We start from the raw sequence: 16,607 nt of genomic DNA, 5'->3' as shown, positions 1-16,607 counted from the left end.
GACCTCAGCGGGGCTCGCGGGCGTACCAGGGCTGGATGGTGTCGCCCTCGCGGGCGATGTCGTCGCCCCGGCGCGCGGGCGCCCTGCCCTCCGGCTGGCTCGGCCGTTCGGCCGGTTCCAGATCCGGCACCGGCAGCGGCGTGGTCTGCTCGGTGACCGTGATGGGAGTGTCGTAGTGCGTGATCGTCAGCGGGTCCCCGTGCACCAGGCGGTAGCTCGCCTTGTCCTGCTCGATCTCCACGGCGAACTGTGAACCGCGAAAGTTCATCCGGAACGCGATCCGGTCCAAAGCGGACGGCAGGCGGGGCCGGAACGTCAGCTTCCCGCCGTGGTCGCGCATCCCGCCGAACCCGGCGACGGTGGCGACCCAGGCCCCCGCGAGCGATGCCATGTGCAGTCCGTTGCGGACGTTGTTGTGCAGGTCGTGCAGATCGGTGAGCGCCGCCTCCGCGAGGTAGTCGTAGGCCAGGTCGAGGTGCCCGCACTCGGCGGCCAGCACGGCCTGCGTGCCCGCCGACAGCGACGAGTCCCGCACGGTCAGGCCCTCGTAGTAGGCGAAGTTGCGGCGCTTCTGCTCCGCCGAGAAGGCGTCCCCGCGCAGGTGCATGGCGAGCACCAGGTCGGCCTGCTTCACCACCTGCTTGCGGTACAGGTCGAAGTACGGGTAGTTCAGCAGCAGCGGATAGTTGCCGGGCGGTGTGGCCGCGAAGTTCCAGCGCGCGTGCTCGGTGAACCGCTCCGACTGCGGATGCACCGACAGCAGCTCGTCGTAGGGCACGAGCATCTTCCGTGCCGCGTCACGCCAGCGCGCGATCTCGGCCTCGTCGACACCGAAGTACTCGGCGACGTCCGGATGCCGCTCGCACGAGTCGGCCGCCTCGCGCATGTTCCGCTGCGCCATCAGGTTCGTGTAGACGTTGTTGTCCGCCACGGCCGAGTACTCGTCGGGCCCGGTGACGCCGTCGATGCGGAAGCCGCCGTGCGGATCGTGGTGCCCGAGCGACATCCACAGCCGCGCGGTCTCCAGCAGCAGCTCGGTGCCGTGCTGCCGTTCGAACTCGGTGTCGCCGGTCGCCGCGAGGTAGCGGGCGACGGCGTCGGCGATGTCGGCGTTGACGTGGAACGCCGCCGTGCCCGCCGGCCAGTACGCCGAGCACTCGGCGCCGGTGATGGAGCGCCAGGGGAACGCGGCGCCGCGCAGCCCGAGCTGTGCGGCCCTGTCCTTCGCTTTGTCCAGTGTGGAGTGCCGCCAGCGCAGCGCGTCGCGTGCCGCGTCCGGCAGCGTGTAGGTGAGCACGGGCAGCACGAAGCTCTCGGTGTCCCAGAAGGCGTGCCCGTCGTAGCCGGGTCCGGTGAGGCCCTTGCCGGGAATCGCGCGGCTCTCGCCACGGGCCCCGGCCTGCAGTACATGGAACAACGCGAAGCGGATCGCCTGCTGCAGCTCGGGATCGCCATCGAGCTCGACGTCGGCGGTCCGCCAGAACTGGTCGAGGAACTCGCGCTGCTCGGCGAGCAGCCCCTCCCAGCCGGTCTGCAGCGCGCCGGCCAGCGCGGCGTCGACCTGCGCGCGCAGCGCGGGGATCGAGCGCTGCGCCGACCAGCCGTAGCCGAGGAACTTCGTCAGCCGCAGCGTGTGCCCGAGCGGGACGTCGACCGCGATCGTCAGCCGCGCGAGGTCCTCCTCGACGCTGATGTCGGTGCGCAGCCCGTCGTTGGTATCGACCTGGTGGTCCATCGCCGCCGCCATGCGCAGCCCCGAGCGTTTCGTGCGGTGCACGAGCACCGCGCGGTAGTCCTCGGCCTTCATGTACTCGGCCTGCAGCGGCGCCTCCAGCGCGGCCGCGACCCTCGGGTCGCTGGTGTCCGACTCGATCGGCTCGTTGGCGAGCAGATCGGACTGCACCACCAGCTGCACCTCGTCGTCGAGCGGCTCGACCTCGTAGCGGATGGCCGCCACGGCGCGCTGGGTGAACGACACCAGCCGCTCGGTGCGCACGCGCACCCTGCGACCCGTCGGCGATGTCCAGTCCGTGACCCTGCGCAGAGTTCCCGAGCGGAAGTCGAGCACGCGGTGGTGGGCGGTCGCGTGGCCGTAGCGCATGTCGAGCGGCTCGTCCTCCACCAGCAGGCGGATGATCTTGCCGTCGGTGACGTTCACGACCGTCTGGCCCGCCTCGGGATAGCCGTAGCCCGCCTCGGCGTAGGGCAGGCCGTGCTCCTCGTAGAAGCCGTTGAGGTACGTGCCGGGCAGGCCGCGCGGCTCCGCCTCCTCGAGCGTGCCGCGCATGCCGATGTGCCCATTGGACAGGGCGAAAGTGGACTCCGTGCGCTGCAGCTGGTCGACCGCCAGCCCTCGCCAGCGCAGCTCCCACGGCGAGCACTCGTAGCCACGTGCGGCGTCGGTCACGCGGAAACCCCCAGCAGCTCGGAGAGATCGTCCACCACCACATCGGCGCCGCGTTCCCGCAGCGCGTCCGCCTGATCGGCCCTGTTCACCCCCACCACGTAGCCGAACCGGCCCGCCCTGCCCGCCTCCACACCGGCGAGCGCATCCTCGAACACGGCGGCGTGCTCCGGCTCCGTGCCGAGCTCCCTGGCGCCGGCCAGGAACGAGTCGGGCGCCGGCTTGCCACGCAGCCGGTCCCTGGTGATCACGACGCCGTCGATGCGGCTGCGCACGAACCGGTCGAGCCCGGCGGCGGCGAGCACGCTCACGGCGTTGGCCGACGACGTCACCACCCCGATCGCCAGCCCGGCGCGCTCGACGGCCTCGAGGTAGCGGACCGAGCCGGGGTAGGGCCGCACGCCCTGCTCGTCGATGATGCGCAGTACGAGGTCGTTCTTCCGGTTGCCCACGGCGTGCACGGTCTGGGCGTCCGGCGGGTCTCCGGGGCTGCCTTCCGGCAGGTCGATCCCGCGCGAGGCGAGAAACGTGCGGACGCCGTCGAGCCGGGGCCTGCCGTCCACGTAGGACGCGTAGTCACGTTCGGTGAACGGTGTGAAGTGCGTCGCGTCGCGCCGTTTCAGAAAGTCGTCGAAGGTCTGCTTCCACGCCTGCCGGTGCAGGGCCGCGGTGCTGGTCAGCACGCCGTCCAGATCGAAGAGGCACGCCGTGATCGTGCTGGGTAACCCGATCATGCGGTTCACGCTAGTGGTGGTTTTCGACAGCCGCCACGTCTAACATCTGAGCGGCTGAAAAGATGATGAGACGAGCACCCTCGGAGGCATCGATGAGCACGCTCGCGATGCACGCCAGTGATGGACTGCTCAACGCGCCGACCTCGCTGTTGTTCGGGGCGGTGGCCGTCGCGGGCCTCGCCGTCGCGACCGGCAAGGCGCGGCGCGAGCTCGACGACCGCACCGCGCCGCTCGCCGGGCTCGTGGCGGCGTTCGTTTTCGCCGTGCAGATGCTCAACTTCCCCGTGCTGCCCGGTGTGAGCGGTCATCTGCTCGGCGGCGCGCTCGCCGCGATCCTCGTCGGACCGTGGACCGGCGCGCTGTGCGTGAGCGTGGTGCTCGTGGTGCAGGCGCTGCTGTTCGCCGACGGCGGGCTCACCGCGCTCGGCGCGAACATCACCAACATGGCCCTGCTCGGCACCGCCGCCGGGTACGTCGTCGCGGTGGCACTGCGCCGGTTCGCGACGCGGTCGAGGCCGGGCCTGCTCGCGGTCGCCTTCACGGCCGCGCTCGTCAACACCGTCGTCGCGTCGGCCGGGTTCGTCCTCGAGTACGCCATCGGCGGGCAGGGTGCGGTGTCCCTCGGCGGCTTCGCCGCCGCGCTGCTCGGCGTGCACGTGCTGATCGGGATAGGCGAGGGCGTCATCACGGCCCTGACGGTGGGTGCGGTCGCCTCGGCGCGGCCTGACCTGGTGCACCTGCTGCGCGGGGCACCGGTGGCGAGGGAGGCGGCGTCGTGAGCGCCCGGAAACGGGGAGCGTGGTTCTTCGCGGCGTTCGCCGTGGTGGCACTGGTGCTGGCCGGGGTGGTGTCGTACTTCGCCGACGGCGACCCCGACGGTCTCGATCACGTGACCACGCGGGGCTGCACGGAGGTCGCGGGGCAGCTTCAGGGCGCGTGCCCGGCGGCGCACGCCGAGGACCACGCGCTCGCGGACTCGCCGCTCGCCGACTACGCGGTCGGCGGCGACGACGGGCTCACCGGCCTCGCCGGCGTACTGGGGGTGCTGGCGACGTTGGTGGTGTCCGGCGGGCTGTTCTGGTTGCTGCGCACCCGGTCCCGCTCCGGGCGGGACGGCTCGCCGGGGCCGTGAGCGCCACGGTGCTGCACCGGCCCGGCGACTCGCCGGTGCACCGGCTGCCGCCCGAGGTGAAGGTGGTGTGCGCGTTCGCCGCCGTGCTGTGCGTCGTCGCGACGCCGCGCGCGGCGTTCTGGGCGTTCGGCCTGCACCTGCTGGTGCTGCTCGCCGTGTGGGCCGTGGTGCGCGTGCCCCCGGGCTGGTACGCGCGCAGGGCGCTCATCGAGGTGCCGTTCGTGCTGCTGGCGTTCGTGCTGCCGTTCACGGGCGGCGGGCCGCGCACCGACGTGCTCGGCGTGTCCGTGTCGGTCGACGGGGCGCTCGCCGGGTGGAACATCCTCGCCAAGGGCACGCTCGGCGTGCTCGTCTCGCTCACCCTGGCTGCCACGACCCATCCGCGCGACCTCGTCGCCGGCTTGCAGCGCCTGCGCGCGCCCCGGCTGCTCACCACCATCGCGAGCCTCATGCTCCGCTACGCCGAGGTGATCGCCGCCGAGGCCCGGCGCATGCGCACCGCCCGCGTCTGCCGGGGTCACGACCCGCGTTTCCTGTGGCAGGCGGCCGCCACGGCTCGCGGCATCGGCATGCTGTTCCTGCGCAGCTACGAACGCGGCGAGCGCGTGCACCTCGCGATGCTCGCCCGCGGCTGGACCGGTGCCCTGCCGGTGCCGCCGTCGCCGGGAGCGGGCCCGCGGCGCTGGCTCGCCGGCCTCACCCCGGCCCTGCTGGCCGCGCTCGTCTGCGGGACGGCACTGTGGACGACGTGACCGCCGCACTGCTGGTCAAGGACCTCGAGTTCAGCTATCCCGACGGGCATCGCGCGCTCGCCGGGATCGACCTGCGCGTCGAGCCGGGGGAGCGGGTCGCCGTGCTGGGCCCCAACGGGGCGGGCAAGACGACGCTCGTGCTGCACCTCAACGGCGTCCTGTCCGCCACGCGCGGGCACGTGGAGGTGGCCGGTGTGCCCGTGCGCAAGCGCACGCTCAAGGAGATCCGGCGCCGTGTCGGCGTGGTCTTCCAGGACCCCGACGACCAGTTGTTCATGCCCACCGTCGCCGAGGACGTCGCGTTCGGGCCCCGCAACTTCGGCGTCCCCGAGGCCGACGTGCCCGCGCGCGTGCACGAGGCGCTCGCGGCCGTCGGCATGGCGGCGCACGCCGACCGTTCGCCGATGCACCTCTCCGGCGGGCAGCGGCGCCGCGTCGCGCTCGCCACCGTGCTCGCGTGCGACCCCGACATCCTCGTGCTGGACGAGCCGTCGTCGAACCTGGAGCCCGTGGCCCGCCGCGAACTCGCTGAGCTGCTGCTCGGGCTGGGCCGCACGATGCTCATGGTCAGCCACGACCTGCCGTACGCGTTGCAGCTGTGCCCGCGCAGCGTGCTGATCGACGACGGCGTCGTGGTGGCCGACCGGGCCACCCGCGACCTGCTCGCCGACCGGGGGCTACTCGCCGCCCATCGCCTCGAGCTGCCGTGGGGCTTCCGGCTGGACTGACGTCACCGGGCGGCGCGGGTCCGTGCCCCACACGAGGTCGGTGACCACCCGCACGGCCTCGGCCACCGCCGCCGCGACCGGTGTGCTCAGCCCGATGCCCGTCCGCTTCACCGGCTCGCAGCCCACCACGAGCACGCGGCCCGCGTCACCGCCGAGCACCTGCAGCAGCCGCAGCGCGCCCTCCGGGCGGATGCCGTGCGGGTCGAGCAGCTCTGGAATGCGCGAGGGGTGCTCGTCGAGCTCGGCCTCCATCACGTACACCTCGCCGGGACGGCCCCCGCGTGGTGTCGCGTCGATGAGGATCGTGGTGTCGTACCCGCCGAGCAGGCGGTCGAGCCGCCCGCAGCCGATGCCGTAGTCCGCGATCTGGACCCAGCTCGGCAGCACCGCCTCCTCGAGCCGCTGGACCACTTCGACGCCGAAGCCGTCGTCGCCGAGCAACACGTTGCCGACGCCGGCGAGGAGAACCCGGGGCCTCATGTCTCCACGGTAGAACCGCGGCAGGGGCCGCACAACGGGAGAAGCTACTCGGCCGTAGTGTGCGGCCGCACGTGGTGGATCAGCTCGTGCATCGTCTCGTCGGCGAGGCGGTAGTAGACGACCCGACCGCTGCGGTGGGCGGTCACCAGCCCGTGCGCCCGCAGCAGCCGCAGCGCCTGGGAGACCGCCGTGTCGCTCATACCCGCCGCCACGGCCAGGTCGGACACGCAGATCTCCCGCGCGTAGTGGATGCACACGAGCAGCGTCAGCCGCGACGGGTCGGCCAGCACGGAGAACCGCCCCGCCCACTCCTGCACGGTCTCGCGGTCGCCGAGCCCGGCCAGGGCGGCTTCCACCCTCGGCGGGTCGATCAGGCGGCGGTCGGAGGCGCTCGGCACGTGGCCATGATCCCACGGTCGGCCCTCGCGGCTCCGGCATACTGAGCCGGTGAGCCCCGAAGCCGCGCGTTCGCTATGGGTCCTGCTGGAGCCGGTGCACGACGTCACGTATTTCGCCCCGCAGGCACGGGCCGCGCACGAGGCCGTGGGCCTGCGCGGCTTCTGGCGCGGCTACGTCGCCACGCGGGCCGCTCCGCTCGGCGTGGTGGGCCTGGGCACCGTGACGGCCGTGTTCCACAACTTCGCGCCGGCCTTCCTCGCCCGCTCCATTCCCGCCGTGTGGGAGATGGCCGCCCCGGCGCAGGCGCTCGCCGCGCGCGGCGACGGCGCCGTCGCCGCGCTCGACGCGTACGTGCCGTCGCTGCGCCAGGACTCCCGGCTCTCCGTGAGCGTGGAGGTGCTGCACCGGATCGTCGGCGCCGTCTCGTGGTCCGGCCGCCCGCTGGCCGCCGCCAATGCCGCGCTCGACTGGCCCGACGAGCCGCTGGCCGCGCTCTGGCAAGCCGCGACGACCCTGCGGGAGCACCGGGGCGACGGCCACGTCGCCGTGCTCGTCTCGGAGGGCATCGACGGCGTGGAGGCCCACGTGCTGCGCGACGCCGCCGACGGCAGCAGGGCCGTCACCGAGCCCGCCCGCGGCTGGACGGAACAGGAGTGGGCCGAGGCGGCCGAGCGCCTGCGCGAGCGCGGGCTGCTGAGCGCTCCGGGGTCGTTGAGCGAGAGCGGCCGCGCGCTGCGTGAGCACATCGAGCGGCGCACCGACGTGCTGGCCGCGCCGCCGTACGGGGTGGTGCGGGAGACCGAGCTGACGAGCCTGGCGGCGTTTCTGCGGCCCGCGGCGCGGACGCTCGCGGCGGAGGTCGTGCCGTTTCCGAACCCGGTCGGCGCCCCGGCACCCTGAGCCGTGGAGTTCCCAGCCCTCAGCCGGGGCGGGGCGATCATGCCCGGCGGGCCGAGCACCGGGCGCTTGCGCTCGGCCGACCAGCGGCGGGGTCACGGCATCGTGCACCCGCAGCTCGCGCCTGCTCTCGCGAAGTCGTTGCCGCACCGCCGTTTCCCGCCGGTGCGGGCAGGTGCTGACGTCGGCGGCGACGTGCGCCGCCCGCGCGGATCACGGGTGAACAGTGCGATGGAGACGGACACGGCCGCGGTCACAGCCCCGCGAGGAGGTCGGTCTCGGTGATGCCGGGGCCCTGTCCCTCGCGGATGAACCACTCGGTGCCGAAGGCGTAGGCGAACGCCTCGTCGGGCATCGCGAGGAAGAACGACTGCTCGCTGATCTGGCTCGCGTGCGCGCGCATGGCGTGCCGCTTGTGCCCGAGGAAGGGGGTGACGTCCACGGCGGCGGTGATGACCGACTCGGGCTTGCCGAAGCTCTCGTCCGGCTCTTGCATGTCGATCCCGGCGAGCTCGGGAACGTTCGCCAGCGCCTGCCTGCCGCGCAGCATGTGGTCGCGGTTGATGGTGTTCTGGTAGACGCGCGGCGTGCCGGCCAGTTCGGCGGCACGCATGCCGACGCGGTGGACCATGATGTGGTCGGGATGGCCGTACCCGCCGTTGTCGTCGTAGCACGTGAGCACGTCGGCGGACTCCTCGCGCAGAATGGCGGCGAGCTTGTGGGCGGCGTCCTCGACGGGCGTCGTCCAGAACGAGCCGGGCGCGTCGTTGGTGGGGGTGCCCATCATCCCGGAGTCGGCGTAGCCGAGGAACTCGACGCGCTGGGCGCCGAGGATGCCGGCGGAGGCGTGGGTCTCGGCGACGCGGCGCTCCCAGAGCGGCTCACCCTCGGCGAGGAAACCGTCGGGAACCTCCCCGTGCTCACCCCGGGTGGCCACCACGAGCACGACCCGGTGCCCCTCCTCGTGGGCCTTGCGCATGATGCCGCCGCAACCGATGCACTCGTCGTCGGGGTGGGCGTGAAAGGTAACCAGAGTCGCCATGCCGCGAGGCTAACCGCCGTCCCCGCCGGAGGCGAACCTGGCGGCGCCTAGATGTCGTGACCCGGGAGGTTGTTGACGGCGCGCCTGCTTGAACGTGGGAGGACCTCCTGGCGGAGTGGATGTGTCTGGCATTCACCCGCAGGAGGTCCTCGATGGCTCACGCTAATGCCCGTACCAATGTGTTCGCTCGTCGCCTGATCGTTGAGCGTGTCGCTGCCGGGTGGCCGGCCGCGCACGTGGCCGAGCAGCTGGGGGTGTCGCGCGCGACGGTGTACAAGTGGGTGCGCCGTTACGCCGAGGGTGGCGACGCCGCGTTGGGTGATCGTTCGTCGCGGCCGCGGCGGATGCCCACTCGCACCCCGAAATGGGTCGAGCAGCGGGTGTTGGCCGCGCGGCGACGCCGCCGTCGCGGCGCGGTCGCGCTCGCCTCCGAGCTCGGTCTCAACCCGTCGACGGTCGGACGGATCCTGGCCCGCCACGCCGTGCCGCACCTGGCCGCGATCGACCCGATTACCGGCGAGCCGGTACGCGGTTCGCGGTGCAGCCCCCACCGCTATGAACACCGCACACCCGGGTCAATGATCCACGTGGACGTGAAGAAACTGGGCCGGATCCCGGCCGGTGGCGGGTGGCGACTGCACGGGCGCGAGGCGAAGGTATCGGTCGCGAACCGCCACAAGAAGACCAAGATCGGCTACGACTACGTCCACACCGCGATCGATGACCACACCCGCCTGGCCTACAGCGAGGTCCTCGCCGACGAGAAAGACCACACCTGTGCGGCCTTCCTGCACCGCGCGCTGGCCTGGTTCGCCGCCCACAACATCCGCGTGCGCCGCGTCCTGACCGACAACGCCCTGGTCTACCGGCGCGGCACCGACTGGGGCTGGGTCTGCACGGCCTGGAGCATCAAACGCCGCTTCACCAAACCCGGCTGCCCCTGGACCAACGGCAAAGCCGAACGCTTCAACCGCACCCTGCTCAACGAATGGGCCTACGCCCGACCCTGGACCAGCAACACGTCCCGCCGTCGCGGCCTTGACCGATTCCTCCACCACTACAACACTCAACGCGGCCACTCCGCCCTCGGCGGCCGACCACCCATCAGCAGGCTCGCCGCCTGACAACAACGTGTCAGGTCACGACACCTAGACCGGCTTGAGCGGATCGTGGCCTAGTGACATCAGCTTGTGCCGCCAGTGGGCCTGGCCTGCCGTCGGTTCCAGGTCGTCGCGGCGCTGGGCGTGGACCTTGTCCACCACCTTTTGCATCACCTTCCGGTCGTCGGTGTCCAGGTCCGTCTTGCGCTTGCCCAGTATCTCCAACACCCGCTGGCCCAGGTGCGGGCCCGCGTGGTCCGGCAGCTCCTCGTCCACCGGCGACGCGGCCTCCGTGCGCAGCCATTCCGCCAGTTCACGCGACGTCATGTTGACGACCCGGTGGAACTCGGTCCACAGCTCGTCGGTCTGCTGATCCGCCATGGGTTCCTCCTTCCGTCAGCCCGGCATGGTCTCGCCGCCGAGCGCCGCGATGACCTCGCCGGTGTAGTAGGACGACAGCCGCGGGGCCGCGAGGAAGACGAACGACGGCGCCAGCTCGTCCGGGTCCGCGGGGCGGCCGAGCGGGACGTTGCCGCCGAACTTCTCCACGTGCTCCTCGGACATCGTCGACGGGATGAGCGGTGTCCACACCGGACCCGGGGCGACGCAGTTGATCCGGATCCCGCGCGGCGCCAGTGCCTGCGCCATCGCCATCGTCCACGCGTGGATGGCGCCCTTCGTCGCGGAGTAGTCGATGAGCTTCTTGTTGCCGCGCAGGCCGTTCACCGAGCCCGTGTTGACGATCGCGCCGCCCTGGGGCAGGTGCTCGAGCGCCGCCGCGGTGACGCGGAAGTAGCTGTGCATGTTGACGTCGAACGTGTGCGTCCACTGCTCGTCGGTCAGCTCGTCGACCGACTCCAGTTCCCGCTGCGTCGCGACGTTGTTGACGAGCAGGTCGAGCCCGCCCAGCTCGCGGACGGTCTCCTCGACCACGTGGGTGCACTGGCGGGCCTCGGCGAGGTCGCCGCGCAGCAGCACGCACCGCCTGCCCTGCGCCTCGACGAGCTTCTTCGTGTGCTCGGCGTCGGCGTCCTCGCTCAGGTAGGCGATCGCCACGTCCGCGCCCTCCTTCGCGAAGGCGACGGCCACGGCGCGCCCGATGCCGGAGTCGCCTCCGGTGATCAAGGCCCGCCTGCCCTTGAGCAGGTCGCGGCCAACGTAATCGGCCATCTCGTCGCGTGGCCGCGGCTCCATCGGCCCGGTCTCGCCGGGCGGCTGCTGGCTCTGCGCCGGCTGGCTCATGGTCCCTCCTCGACGTCGGTGTGCTCACAGGAACTTGTCGGCCGTGATCGGCAGGTCCCGCACTCGCACGCCGGTGGCGTGGTAGGCGGCGTTGGCGATGGCGGCGGCCGTGCCGACGATGCCGATCTCGCCGATTCCCTTGGTGCCCATCGGGTTGACGTACGGATCGTGCTCGTCGAGCCAGTGCGCCTCGATCCGCCGCACGTCAGCGCACGCCGCGATGTGATACTCGGCGAGGTCGTGGTTGACGACGAAACCGAACCGCTCGTCGGTCACGCTCTCCTCGTGCAGCGCCATCGACAGCCCCATCGTCATGCCGCCGACGAGCTGCGAGCGCGCGGTGCGGGGGTTGACGATCCGCCCCGCAGCGAACACGCCGAGCAGGCGCGGGACCCTGATCTCGCCGGTGTAGGCGTCGACCCGCACCTCGGCGAACTGCGCGCCGTAGGCGCTCATGGCGTACCGCTCGGTGTTGGGGTTCTCCGGCTGGGTCGCCGTCCGCTCGTCGCCGGGGCTCGGGTCGGCGCCGAACTTCTCACGGAACACCCTGGCCGCCTCGACGATCGCCCAGCCCCAGTTCGTGATGCCCGACGAGCCGCCCGCCACGGCCGCGGCGGGCAGGCCGGTGTCGCCGATACGCAGGTCGACGTCCTCGAACGGCACGTCGAGGGCGTCGGCCGCGATCTGTGTCAGCGCCGTCCACGCGCCGGTGCCGATGTCGACCGCCCCGATGCGCACCTCGTAGCGCCGGGCGGCGGTGAACCGGACGGTCGCGGTGGAGGAGCCGGGCGACTGGTGCACCGGGTAGGCCGAGCTCGCCACGCCCGTGCCGACCCACCAGCCGTCCTCCAGGGTGGAGCGTGCCGGCCTGGGTCGTGTGTCCCAGCCGAACCGCCGCGCGCCCTCACGCAGGCACGCGACGAGGTTGCGGCTGGAGAACGGCAGCCCCGAGCCGGGGTCGGTCTCCGGCTCGTTGCGCACGCGCAGCTCGATCGGGTCGAGGCCGCACGCCTGCGCCAGCTCGTCCATCGCGACCTCGGGTGCGAACATGCCGGGGCACTCGCCGGGCGCCCGCATCCACGAGGGCACCGGCACGTCGAGCGGCGCGAGGCGGTGGGTGGTCCTCCGGTTCGGCGCGGCGTACAGCTTCCTGGCCGGCTCACCGCTCTGCTCGGCGTACTCCTTGATCCGCGAGGTCTGCTCGACCACGTCGTTGCTGAGCGACACGAGCCTGCCGTGCTCGTCGGCGCCGAGGCGGACCCGCTGGATGGTCGGCGTCCGGTAGCCGACGAACGAGAACATCTGCTGCCGCGTGAGCGCGTACTTCACCGGCCTGCCCGCCATGCGCTTGGCCGCGAGCACCGTGAGCACGATGTTGGCGTGCGGGGTCCCCTTGGAGCCGAAGCCGCCACCCACGTACGGCGCGACCACGCGGATGCCGCTCTCGTCGATGCCGAACGTCGAGGCGACCACCTGCCGCATCGAGTGCACGCCCTGCGTCGAGTCGTAGATCGTCAGCCCCGACGAGTCCCACGACGCGACCGTCGTGTGCGGCTCCAGGGGGTTGTTGTGGTACATCGGCGTCGTGTAGGTCGCCTCGACGGTCCTGGCCGCACCGGCGAACGCGCCATCCGGATCGCCCTGCCGCGTGTCGGTCTCCCCGCCGGCGTTGACCTCGTCGGGGCGGTAGAGGCCGGGGTGGTCGGCCGACAGCGACACGTCGTGGTCGGACCGCGCGTAGCTCACGCGCACCAGGTCGGCGGCCTGCCTGGCGATCTCGGGTGTCTCGGCCACCACGGCACCGATGAGCTGGCCGCGGAAGTGCACCTCGGGGGACTGGAGGATCTCCAGCTCGGCGTCCCGCCCGGTCTCCAGCCTCGGCGCGTCGAACGGCGTAAGCACGGCCAGCACGCCGTCGAGCGCGGTGGCGTCCCCGGTGCGCACGTCCGTGACCTCGCCGCGGGCGATGGTGGCCTGCACGGGATGCAGGTACGCGGGGTTCGGCACAGGCTGCTCGTAGGCGTACGGGGCGGTGCCGGTGACCTTCGCGGCCCCGTCGACCCGCTCCCGGTCCGCGCCGACCGACCGTGGTTCCAGCAGGCCCGTCATCGCGTGTCCTCCCCGGCCAGCGCGCGCAACACCGACACGATCAGGTTGCGGGCCAGTTTGAGCTTGAACCCGTTGTCGGGCAACGGCTGCGCCTCGGCCAGCTCGGCGTCGGCGGCGGCGTTGAAGGCGTCCACAGTGGTCGGTCCGCCGCGCAGGACGTGCTCGGCGAGCGTGGCGTGCCACGGCTTGTGGGCCACGCCGCCGAGCGCGAGCCGCACGTCACGGACCCGCCCGTCGGCCACGTCGAGCGCCGCGGCCACCGACACCAGTGCGAAGGCGTACGACGCCCGGTCCCTGACCTTGCGGTAGCGCGAGTTCGCCGCGAGCGGCAGCGGGGGCAGGTCGACGGCGGTGATCAGCTCGCCGTGTTCGAGCACGGTGTCCCGCTCCGGGTGGGCGCCGGGAAGGCGGTGCAGCGCCGAGGCGCGCACGGTGCGCTCGCCGTCGGCCCTCCGCACCCGCACCACGGCGTCGAGCGCGGTCAGCGCCACGGCCAGGTCGGAGGGGTGCACGGCCACGCAGTGCCGGGACGCGCCGAGCACGGCGTGGTAGCGCGTGTAGCCGTGCAGCGCGGCGCAGCCCTCGCCGGGGGTGCGCTTGTTGCACGGCGTCGTCACGTCCTGGAAGTACACGCACCGCGTGCGCTGCAACAGGTTCCCGCCCGTGGTGGCGAGGTTGCGCAGCTGCCCGGACGCGCCCGCGAGCACGGCCTGCGCGAGCGCCGGGTACCGCTCGCGCACGAGCGGGTGGGCGGCGAGGTCGCTGTTGCGCACGTTCGCCCCGATCCGCAGACCGCCGTCCGGGAGTTCCTCGACGCGGTCGAACGGCAGGTGGGTGACGTCGACGAGCAGCTCCGGCCCGGCGATCCCGAGCTTCATGTGGTCGACGAGGTTGGTGCCGCCGCCGAGGAACGCGGCCGCCGGGTTGCCCGTCACCGTGGCGACGGCGCTGTCCACGTCGTCGGCGCGGCGGTAGTCGAAGGGGATCACGGCCCCGCCTCTCCCTTCCCGGCAACCTCGGAGATCGCGGCGACGATGTTGACGTAGGCGCCGCACCGGCAGAGGTTGCCGCTCATCCGCTCGCGGATCTCCTCCTCGCCCAGTGACGGCGTCGTGCGCACGTCGGCGGTGACCGCGCTCGGCCAGCCCGCCCTGGCCTCGTCGAGCACGCCCGCGGCCGAGCAGATCTGGCCGGGAGTGCAGTAGCCGCACTGGAACCCGTCGTGGTCGAGGAACGCCTGGTGCAGCGGATGCAACCGCCCGTCGACGGCGAGGCCCGCGCTCGTGGTGACCTCCGCGCCGTCGCAGGCGACCGCGAACGTGAGGCACGTGGTGACACGCCGCCCGTCGAGCAGCACCGTGCACGCGCCGCACTGACCGTGGTCGCAGCCCTTCTTGGGCGAGGTCACGCCGAGCCGGTCGCGCAGCGCGTCGAGCAGGGTCACGCGGTTGTCGACGGTGAGCCGGCGGGGCGCGCCGTCGACGAGCAGGGTGATCTCGGACTCGGTGTTCACCATGTCAGTCCCGGGGCACGTTCGGCGGCACGTTCCCGGGGACCCACGGGGGCCGGCTGGCGGAGGCGTAGCCGATGCTCACCATGCCCTCGCAAGTACCCTTCACGCCGGACGGCCAAACGGGCTATTCCGTGAGCCTGGAGCGCAGGAACGCGAGCGTCCGCGCCAGCAGCCGGGAGACGTGCATCTGCGAGATCCCCACGCGCTCGGCGATCTGGGTCTGCGTCATGTTGCCGTAGAAGCGCAGGATCAGCACGCGCCGCTCGCGCTCGGGCAGCTGGGCCAGCAGCGGCTGCAGGGACTCGTGGTACTCCACGTTCTCCAGCTCGGCGTCGTCCTCGCCGACCGTCTCGGCCAGTGGCAGGGTGCCGTCCTCGTTGTGCGCGGCGTCCATCGACACCGACTGGTAGGCGTTGCCGGCGAGCAGGCCCTCCCAGACGTCCTGGGGATCGAGGTCGAGCTCGGCGGCGAGCTCGCTCGGTGTTGGCGCCCTGCCGAGACGTTGGGCGAGCCTGCCGCTGGTCTGGCTGAGCGCGAGGTGCAGTTCCTTCAGCCTGCGCGGAACGCGCACGGCCCAGCTCGCGTCGCGGAAATGCCTGCGGACCTCGCCCATGATGGTCGGCACGGCGAACGCGACGAACTCCGTGCCCCGGCTCGTGTCGAACCGGTCGATCGCGTTGAGCAGCCCGAGCCTGGCCACCTGGAGCAGGTCGTCGCGGGACTCGCCGCGCCCGGAGAACCGGCGTGCGATGTGCTCGGCGAGCGGGAGGCACCGGGTGATGACCTCCTCGCGCAAGGCGGTGTGCCGGGGGTCTCCCCTGGGGAGCGTGGCGAGCTCGGTGAGAAGGGGCGCCACGTCCTCGTACCCGCGTCCTTGCTCCGGCACCTCCGGCTGAGGCTGCTGCTCGGACGTCACGGGAACGGCTACCCCGCTCCGCTGCGGGTCACACACCGCCACGGCTGGGGGCGTCCAATGCGATCAGCGAGCTGTGGACTTCCTTCACGACATCGGGATGGCCCAGTGGCAACGGCGGACCGATCCGGTCGCGGTCGCCCTCGAAGGTGCGCGCGACCACGGCGACCATGATCCCGGCGTCCTCCAGTTCACTCCTCCGTGTGGACATTCGGTTCTCGCCGTCGTGGAGGCTGTGGGATTCCGGGTCGACGAGGAGTACCGAGCGCACCGTGCCGGTGTGCCGCGCGGCCATGTCGAGGCCCTCGAAGGCGTTCGGTCCGCTCACGACGAGGTCCACCGGTGAGCCGAGCGCGGCGGGATCCGCCAGCAGTTCCTCGGCTTCGGTGAGTCCTCCCTCCACGGGCAGCCGGCACCAGCAGACGTGCCGATCGCCGGCGATCTCGTTCCACGTGGGCGGAATCTCCTCGTGCTTGGCCTCCCCCAGCGGGTCCAGCACGAGCACGACGGGCGCGCCGTTCTCGCCGGCCCACACCAGGGCGGGTCCCTCCGCACGCGGTTCGGACATCGTCAGCTCCTTCACTCGCTTCGTGGCGACCGCCGGTTACCCGGACCGCGCCGAGCGCAAAACAGTCCATAATGGACGTTGCTCGGACGGTGACCGGTCTTGCGTGCCGACGCGCGGTACGCGTACGGTCGCAACTGGTGGTTGAGCTGTCGCACCCCTGTCCCAGCCGGCTCCCCGCGAAACCGCGAGCAACCGGAAGGCGGCGACCCCGTGGATAACGTCAGGACCATCGACATCAGAGTCGAGCCCCGCAGAGCCGGGCTCGTGGTGACGCACGTGGCGGGCGAGGTCGACATCGTCGCCGTGCCCCCGTTGCGCGACTGTGTCGACGAGCAGCTGGGGGCGGCGAACTCCCTCGTGCTCGACCTGACCGAGGCCAGCTTCTTCGGAGCGGCGGGCTTGTCGCTGCTCGTGCGGCTGTCGGCCGCGGCGAGGCAGCGCGCGGTCCCCTGGGCGTTGACGGGCCGCCAGCCGGTGCTGCGCCCGCTGGCCGTGACGGGGCTCGACCGGTCGCTGCCGGTCTACGCCGATCTCGGCGAGGCGATCGCCGCCGTGAGCGAGCGCGCCGACGCGGGCGCCCGCGTCCACTGAATC

At 72.2% G+C, this 16,607-nt stretch carries 19 protein-coding genes; 7 read left to right on the top strand and 12 right to left on the bottom strand.

Annotated elements, in window-relative coordinates:
• Positions 1-4: 4 nt before the first annotated feature.
• Together BA062_RS23170 and BA062_RS23165 are read right to left on the bottom strand one after the other, a co-directional pair.
• On the bottom strand, positions 5-2,407 hold the full coding sequence (locus tag BA062_RS23170) for a glycoside hydrolase family 65 protein (RefSeq protein WP_110340102.1): 2,403 nt from the start codon (positions 2,405-2,407) through the stop codon (positions 5-7).
• Positions 2,404-3,138, bottom strand: a complete 735-nt coding sequence (locus BA062_RS23165) for an HAD family hydrolase (protein ID WP_110340100.1) — start codon at positions 3,136-3,138, stop codon at positions 2,404-2,406. The genes BA062_RS23170 and BA062_RS23165 overlap by 4 nt, the downstream gene beginning before the upstream one ends.
• Positions 3,139-3,230: 92 nt before the next feature.
• On the opposite strand from BA062_RS23165, the gene BA062_RS23160 reads away from it, so the two are divergent.
• From BA062_RS23160 to BA062_RS23145, 4 genes are read left to right on the top strand one after another with little or no spacing between them, the layout of a single operon-like run.
• Positions 3,231-3,917, top strand: coding sequence for an energy-coupling factor ABC transporter permease (locus BA062_RS23160; RefSeq protein ID WP_110340098.1), 687 nt, complete (start codon positions 3,231-3,233; stop codon positions 3,915-3,917).
• Positions 3,914-4,270, top strand: coding sequence for a PDGLE domain-containing protein (locus tag BA062_RS23155; RefSeq protein WP_110340096.1), 357 nt, complete (start codon positions 3,914-3,916; stop codon positions 4,268-4,270). Before BA062_RS23160 ends, BA062_RS23155 begins: the two co-directional genes overlap by 4 nt.
• Complete coding sequence (gene cbiQ / locus BA062_RS23150) at positions 4,267-5,022, top strand: cobalt ECF transporter T component CbiQ (RefSeq protein WP_110340094.1); 756 nt, start codon at positions 4,267-4,269, stop codon at positions 5,020-5,022. Before BA062_RS23155 ends, cbiQ begins: the two co-directional genes overlap by 4 nt.
• A complete protein-coding gene (locus BA062_RS23145; protein WP_110340487.1) occupies positions 5,019-5,750 on the top strand; it encodes an energy-coupling factor ABC transporter ATP-binding protein in 732 nt (243 codons plus the stop codon). Before cbiQ ends, BA062_RS23145 begins: the two co-directional genes overlap by 4 nt.
• Here the strand turns inward: BA062_RS23145 and BA062_RS23140 are convergent.
• Entirely contained in the window at positions 5,700-6,230 is a 531-nt protein-coding gene (locus tag BA062_RS23140) for a hydrogenase maturation protease (RefSeq protein ID WP_110340092.1), read from the bottom strand. The genes BA062_RS23145 and BA062_RS23140 overlap by 51 nt on opposite strands.
• Before the next feature lie 44 nt (positions 6,231-6,274).
• Positions 6,275-6,628, bottom strand: coding sequence for an ArsR/SmtB family transcription factor (locus BA062_RS23135; protein ID WP_110340090.1), 354 nt, complete (start codon positions 6,626-6,628; stop codon positions 6,275-6,277).
• 49 nt (positions 6,629-6,677) lie between these two features.
• Between BA062_RS23135 and BA062_RS23130 the strand changes: the two genes are divergently transcribed.
• A complete protein-coding gene (locus BA062_RS23130) occupies positions 6,678-7,529 on the top strand; it encodes an SCO6745 family protein (protein ID WP_110340088.1) in 852 nt (283 codons plus the stop codon).
• 250 nt (positions 7,530-7,779) lie between these two features.
• Here the strand turns inward: BA062_RS23130 and BA062_RS23125 are convergent, their stop codons facing one another.
• Positions 7,780-8,568: a PIG-L family deacetylase gene (locus tag BA062_RS23125; protein ID WP_110340086.1), complete on the bottom strand. Its 789-nt coding sequence runs from the start codon at positions 8,566-8,568 to the stop codon at positions 7,780-7,782.
• 152 nt (positions 8,569-8,720) lie between these two features.
• On the opposite strand from BA062_RS23125, the gene BA062_RS23120 reads away from it, so the two are divergent.
• Entirely contained in the window at positions 8,721-9,692 is a 972-nt protein-coding gene (locus BA062_RS23120; RefSeq protein WP_110340084.1) for an IS481 family transposase, read from the top strand.
• Positions 9,693-9,716: 24 nt separating this feature from the next.
• On the opposite strand, the gene BA062_RS23115 is transcribed toward BA062_RS23120, so the two are convergent.
• From BA062_RS23115 to BA062_RS23085, 7 genes are all read right to left on the bottom strand, one after another.
• Positions 9,717-10,049 (bottom strand): DUF3140 domain-containing protein, encoded by a 333-nt coding sequence (locus BA062_RS23115; protein ID WP_110340082.1) that lies wholly within the window; start codon positions 10,047-10,049, stop codon positions 9,717-9,719.
• Positions 10,050-10,064: 15 nt separating this feature from the next.
• Complete coding sequence (locus tag BA062_RS23110; protein ID WP_110340080.1) at positions 10,065-10,910, bottom strand: SDR family oxidoreductase; 846 nt, start codon at positions 10,908-10,910, stop codon at positions 10,065-10,067.
• A 24-nt stretch (positions 10,911-10,934) separates the two neighbouring features.
• The gene (locus tag BA062_RS23105) at positions 10,935-13,019 is read right to left on the bottom strand and encodes a xanthine dehydrogenase family protein molybdopterin-binding subunit (RefSeq protein ID WP_110340078.1); all 2,085 of its coding nucleotides are present in this window, start codon (positions 13,017-13,019) and stop codon (positions 10,935-10,937) included.
• The gene (locus BA062_RS23100; protein WP_110340076.1) at positions 13,016-14,008 is read right to left on the bottom strand and encodes an FAD binding domain-containing protein; all 993 of its coding nucleotides are present in this window, start codon (positions 14,006-14,008) and stop codon (positions 13,016-13,018) included. The genes BA062_RS23105 and BA062_RS23100 overlap by 4 nt, the downstream gene beginning before the upstream one ends.
• A complete protein-coding gene (locus BA062_RS23095) occupies positions 14,005-14,535 on the bottom strand; it encodes a 2Fe-2S iron-sulfur cluster-binding protein (RefSeq protein ID WP_110340074.1) in 531 nt (176 codons plus the stop codon). The genes BA062_RS23100 and BA062_RS23095 overlap by 4 nt, the downstream gene beginning before the upstream one ends.
• Before the next feature lie 121 nt (positions 14,536-14,656).
• The gene (locus tag BA062_RS23090; protein ID WP_110340072.1) at positions 14,657-15,448 is read right to left on the bottom strand and encodes a SigB/SigF/SigG family RNA polymerase sigma factor; all 792 of its coding nucleotides are present in this window, start codon (positions 15,446-15,448) and stop codon (positions 14,657-14,659) included.
• Between the two features lie 28 nt (positions 15,449-15,476).
• On the bottom strand, positions 15,477-16,013 hold the full coding sequence (locus tag BA062_RS23085; protein WP_110340485.1) for a hypothetical protein: 537 nt from the start codon (positions 16,011-16,013) through the stop codon (positions 15,477-15,479).
• Between the two features lie 210 nt (positions 16,014-16,223).
• On the opposite strand from BA062_RS23085, the gene BA062_RS23080 reads away from it, so the two are divergent.
• Positions 16,224-16,604, top strand: a complete 381-nt coding sequence (locus BA062_RS23080; protein WP_110340070.1) for an anti-sigma factor antagonist — start codon at positions 16,224-16,226, stop codon at positions 16,602-16,604.
• The last annotated feature ends 3 nt before the right edge of the window (positions 16,605-16,607 follow it).

The organism is Prauserella flavalba (genome assembly GCF_003202235.1).
Classification (GTDB): Bacteria; Actinomycetota; Actinomycetes; order Mycobacteriales; family Pseudonocardiaceae; genus Prauserella_A; species Prauserella_A flavalba.
Note: the sequence above shows the minus strand (reverse complement) of the source record. Positions and strands in the feature narration are given on the sequence as shown.

Coding starts and splice junctions, on each gene's coding strand:
- BA062_RS23115 (WP_110340082.1), bottom strand. CDS start 10,049: ATGGCGGATCAGCAGACCGACGAGCTGTGGACCGAGTTCCACCGGGTC.
- BA062_RS23110 (WP_110340080.1), bottom strand. CDS start 10,910: ATGAGCCAGCCGGCGCAGAGCCAGCAGCCGCCCGGCGAGACCGGGCCG.
- BA062_RS23105 (WP_110340078.1), bottom strand. CDS start 13,019: ATGACGGGCCTGCTGGAACCACGGTCGGTCGGCGCGGACCGGGAGCGG.
- BA062_RS23125 (WP_110340086.1), bottom strand. CDS start 8,568: ATGGCGACTCTGGTTACCTTTCACGCCCACCCCGACGACGAGTGCATC.
- BA062_RS23165 (WP_110340100.1), bottom strand. CDS start 3,138: ATGATCGGGTTACCCAGCACGATCACGGCGTGCCTCTTCGATCTGGAC.
- BA062_RS23095 (WP_110340074.1), bottom strand. CDS start 14,535: ATGGTGAACACCGAGTCCGAGATCACCCTGCTCGTCGACGGCGCGCCC.
- BA062_RS23160 (WP_110340098.1), top strand. CDS start 3,231: ATGAGCACGCTCGCGATGCACGCCAGTGATGGACTGCTCAACGCGCCG.
- BA062_RS23140 (WP_110340092.1), bottom strand. CDS start 6,230: ATGAGGCCCCGGGTTCTCCTCGCCGGCGTCGGCAACGTGTTGCTCGGC.
- BA062_RS23120 (WP_110340084.1), top strand. CDS start 8,721: ATGGCTCACGCTAATGCCCGTACCAATGTGTTCGCTCGTCGCCTGATC.
- BA062_RS23085 (WP_110340485.1), bottom strand. CDS start 16,013: ATGTCCGAACCGCGTGCGGAGGGACCCGCCCTGGTGTGGGCCGGCGAG.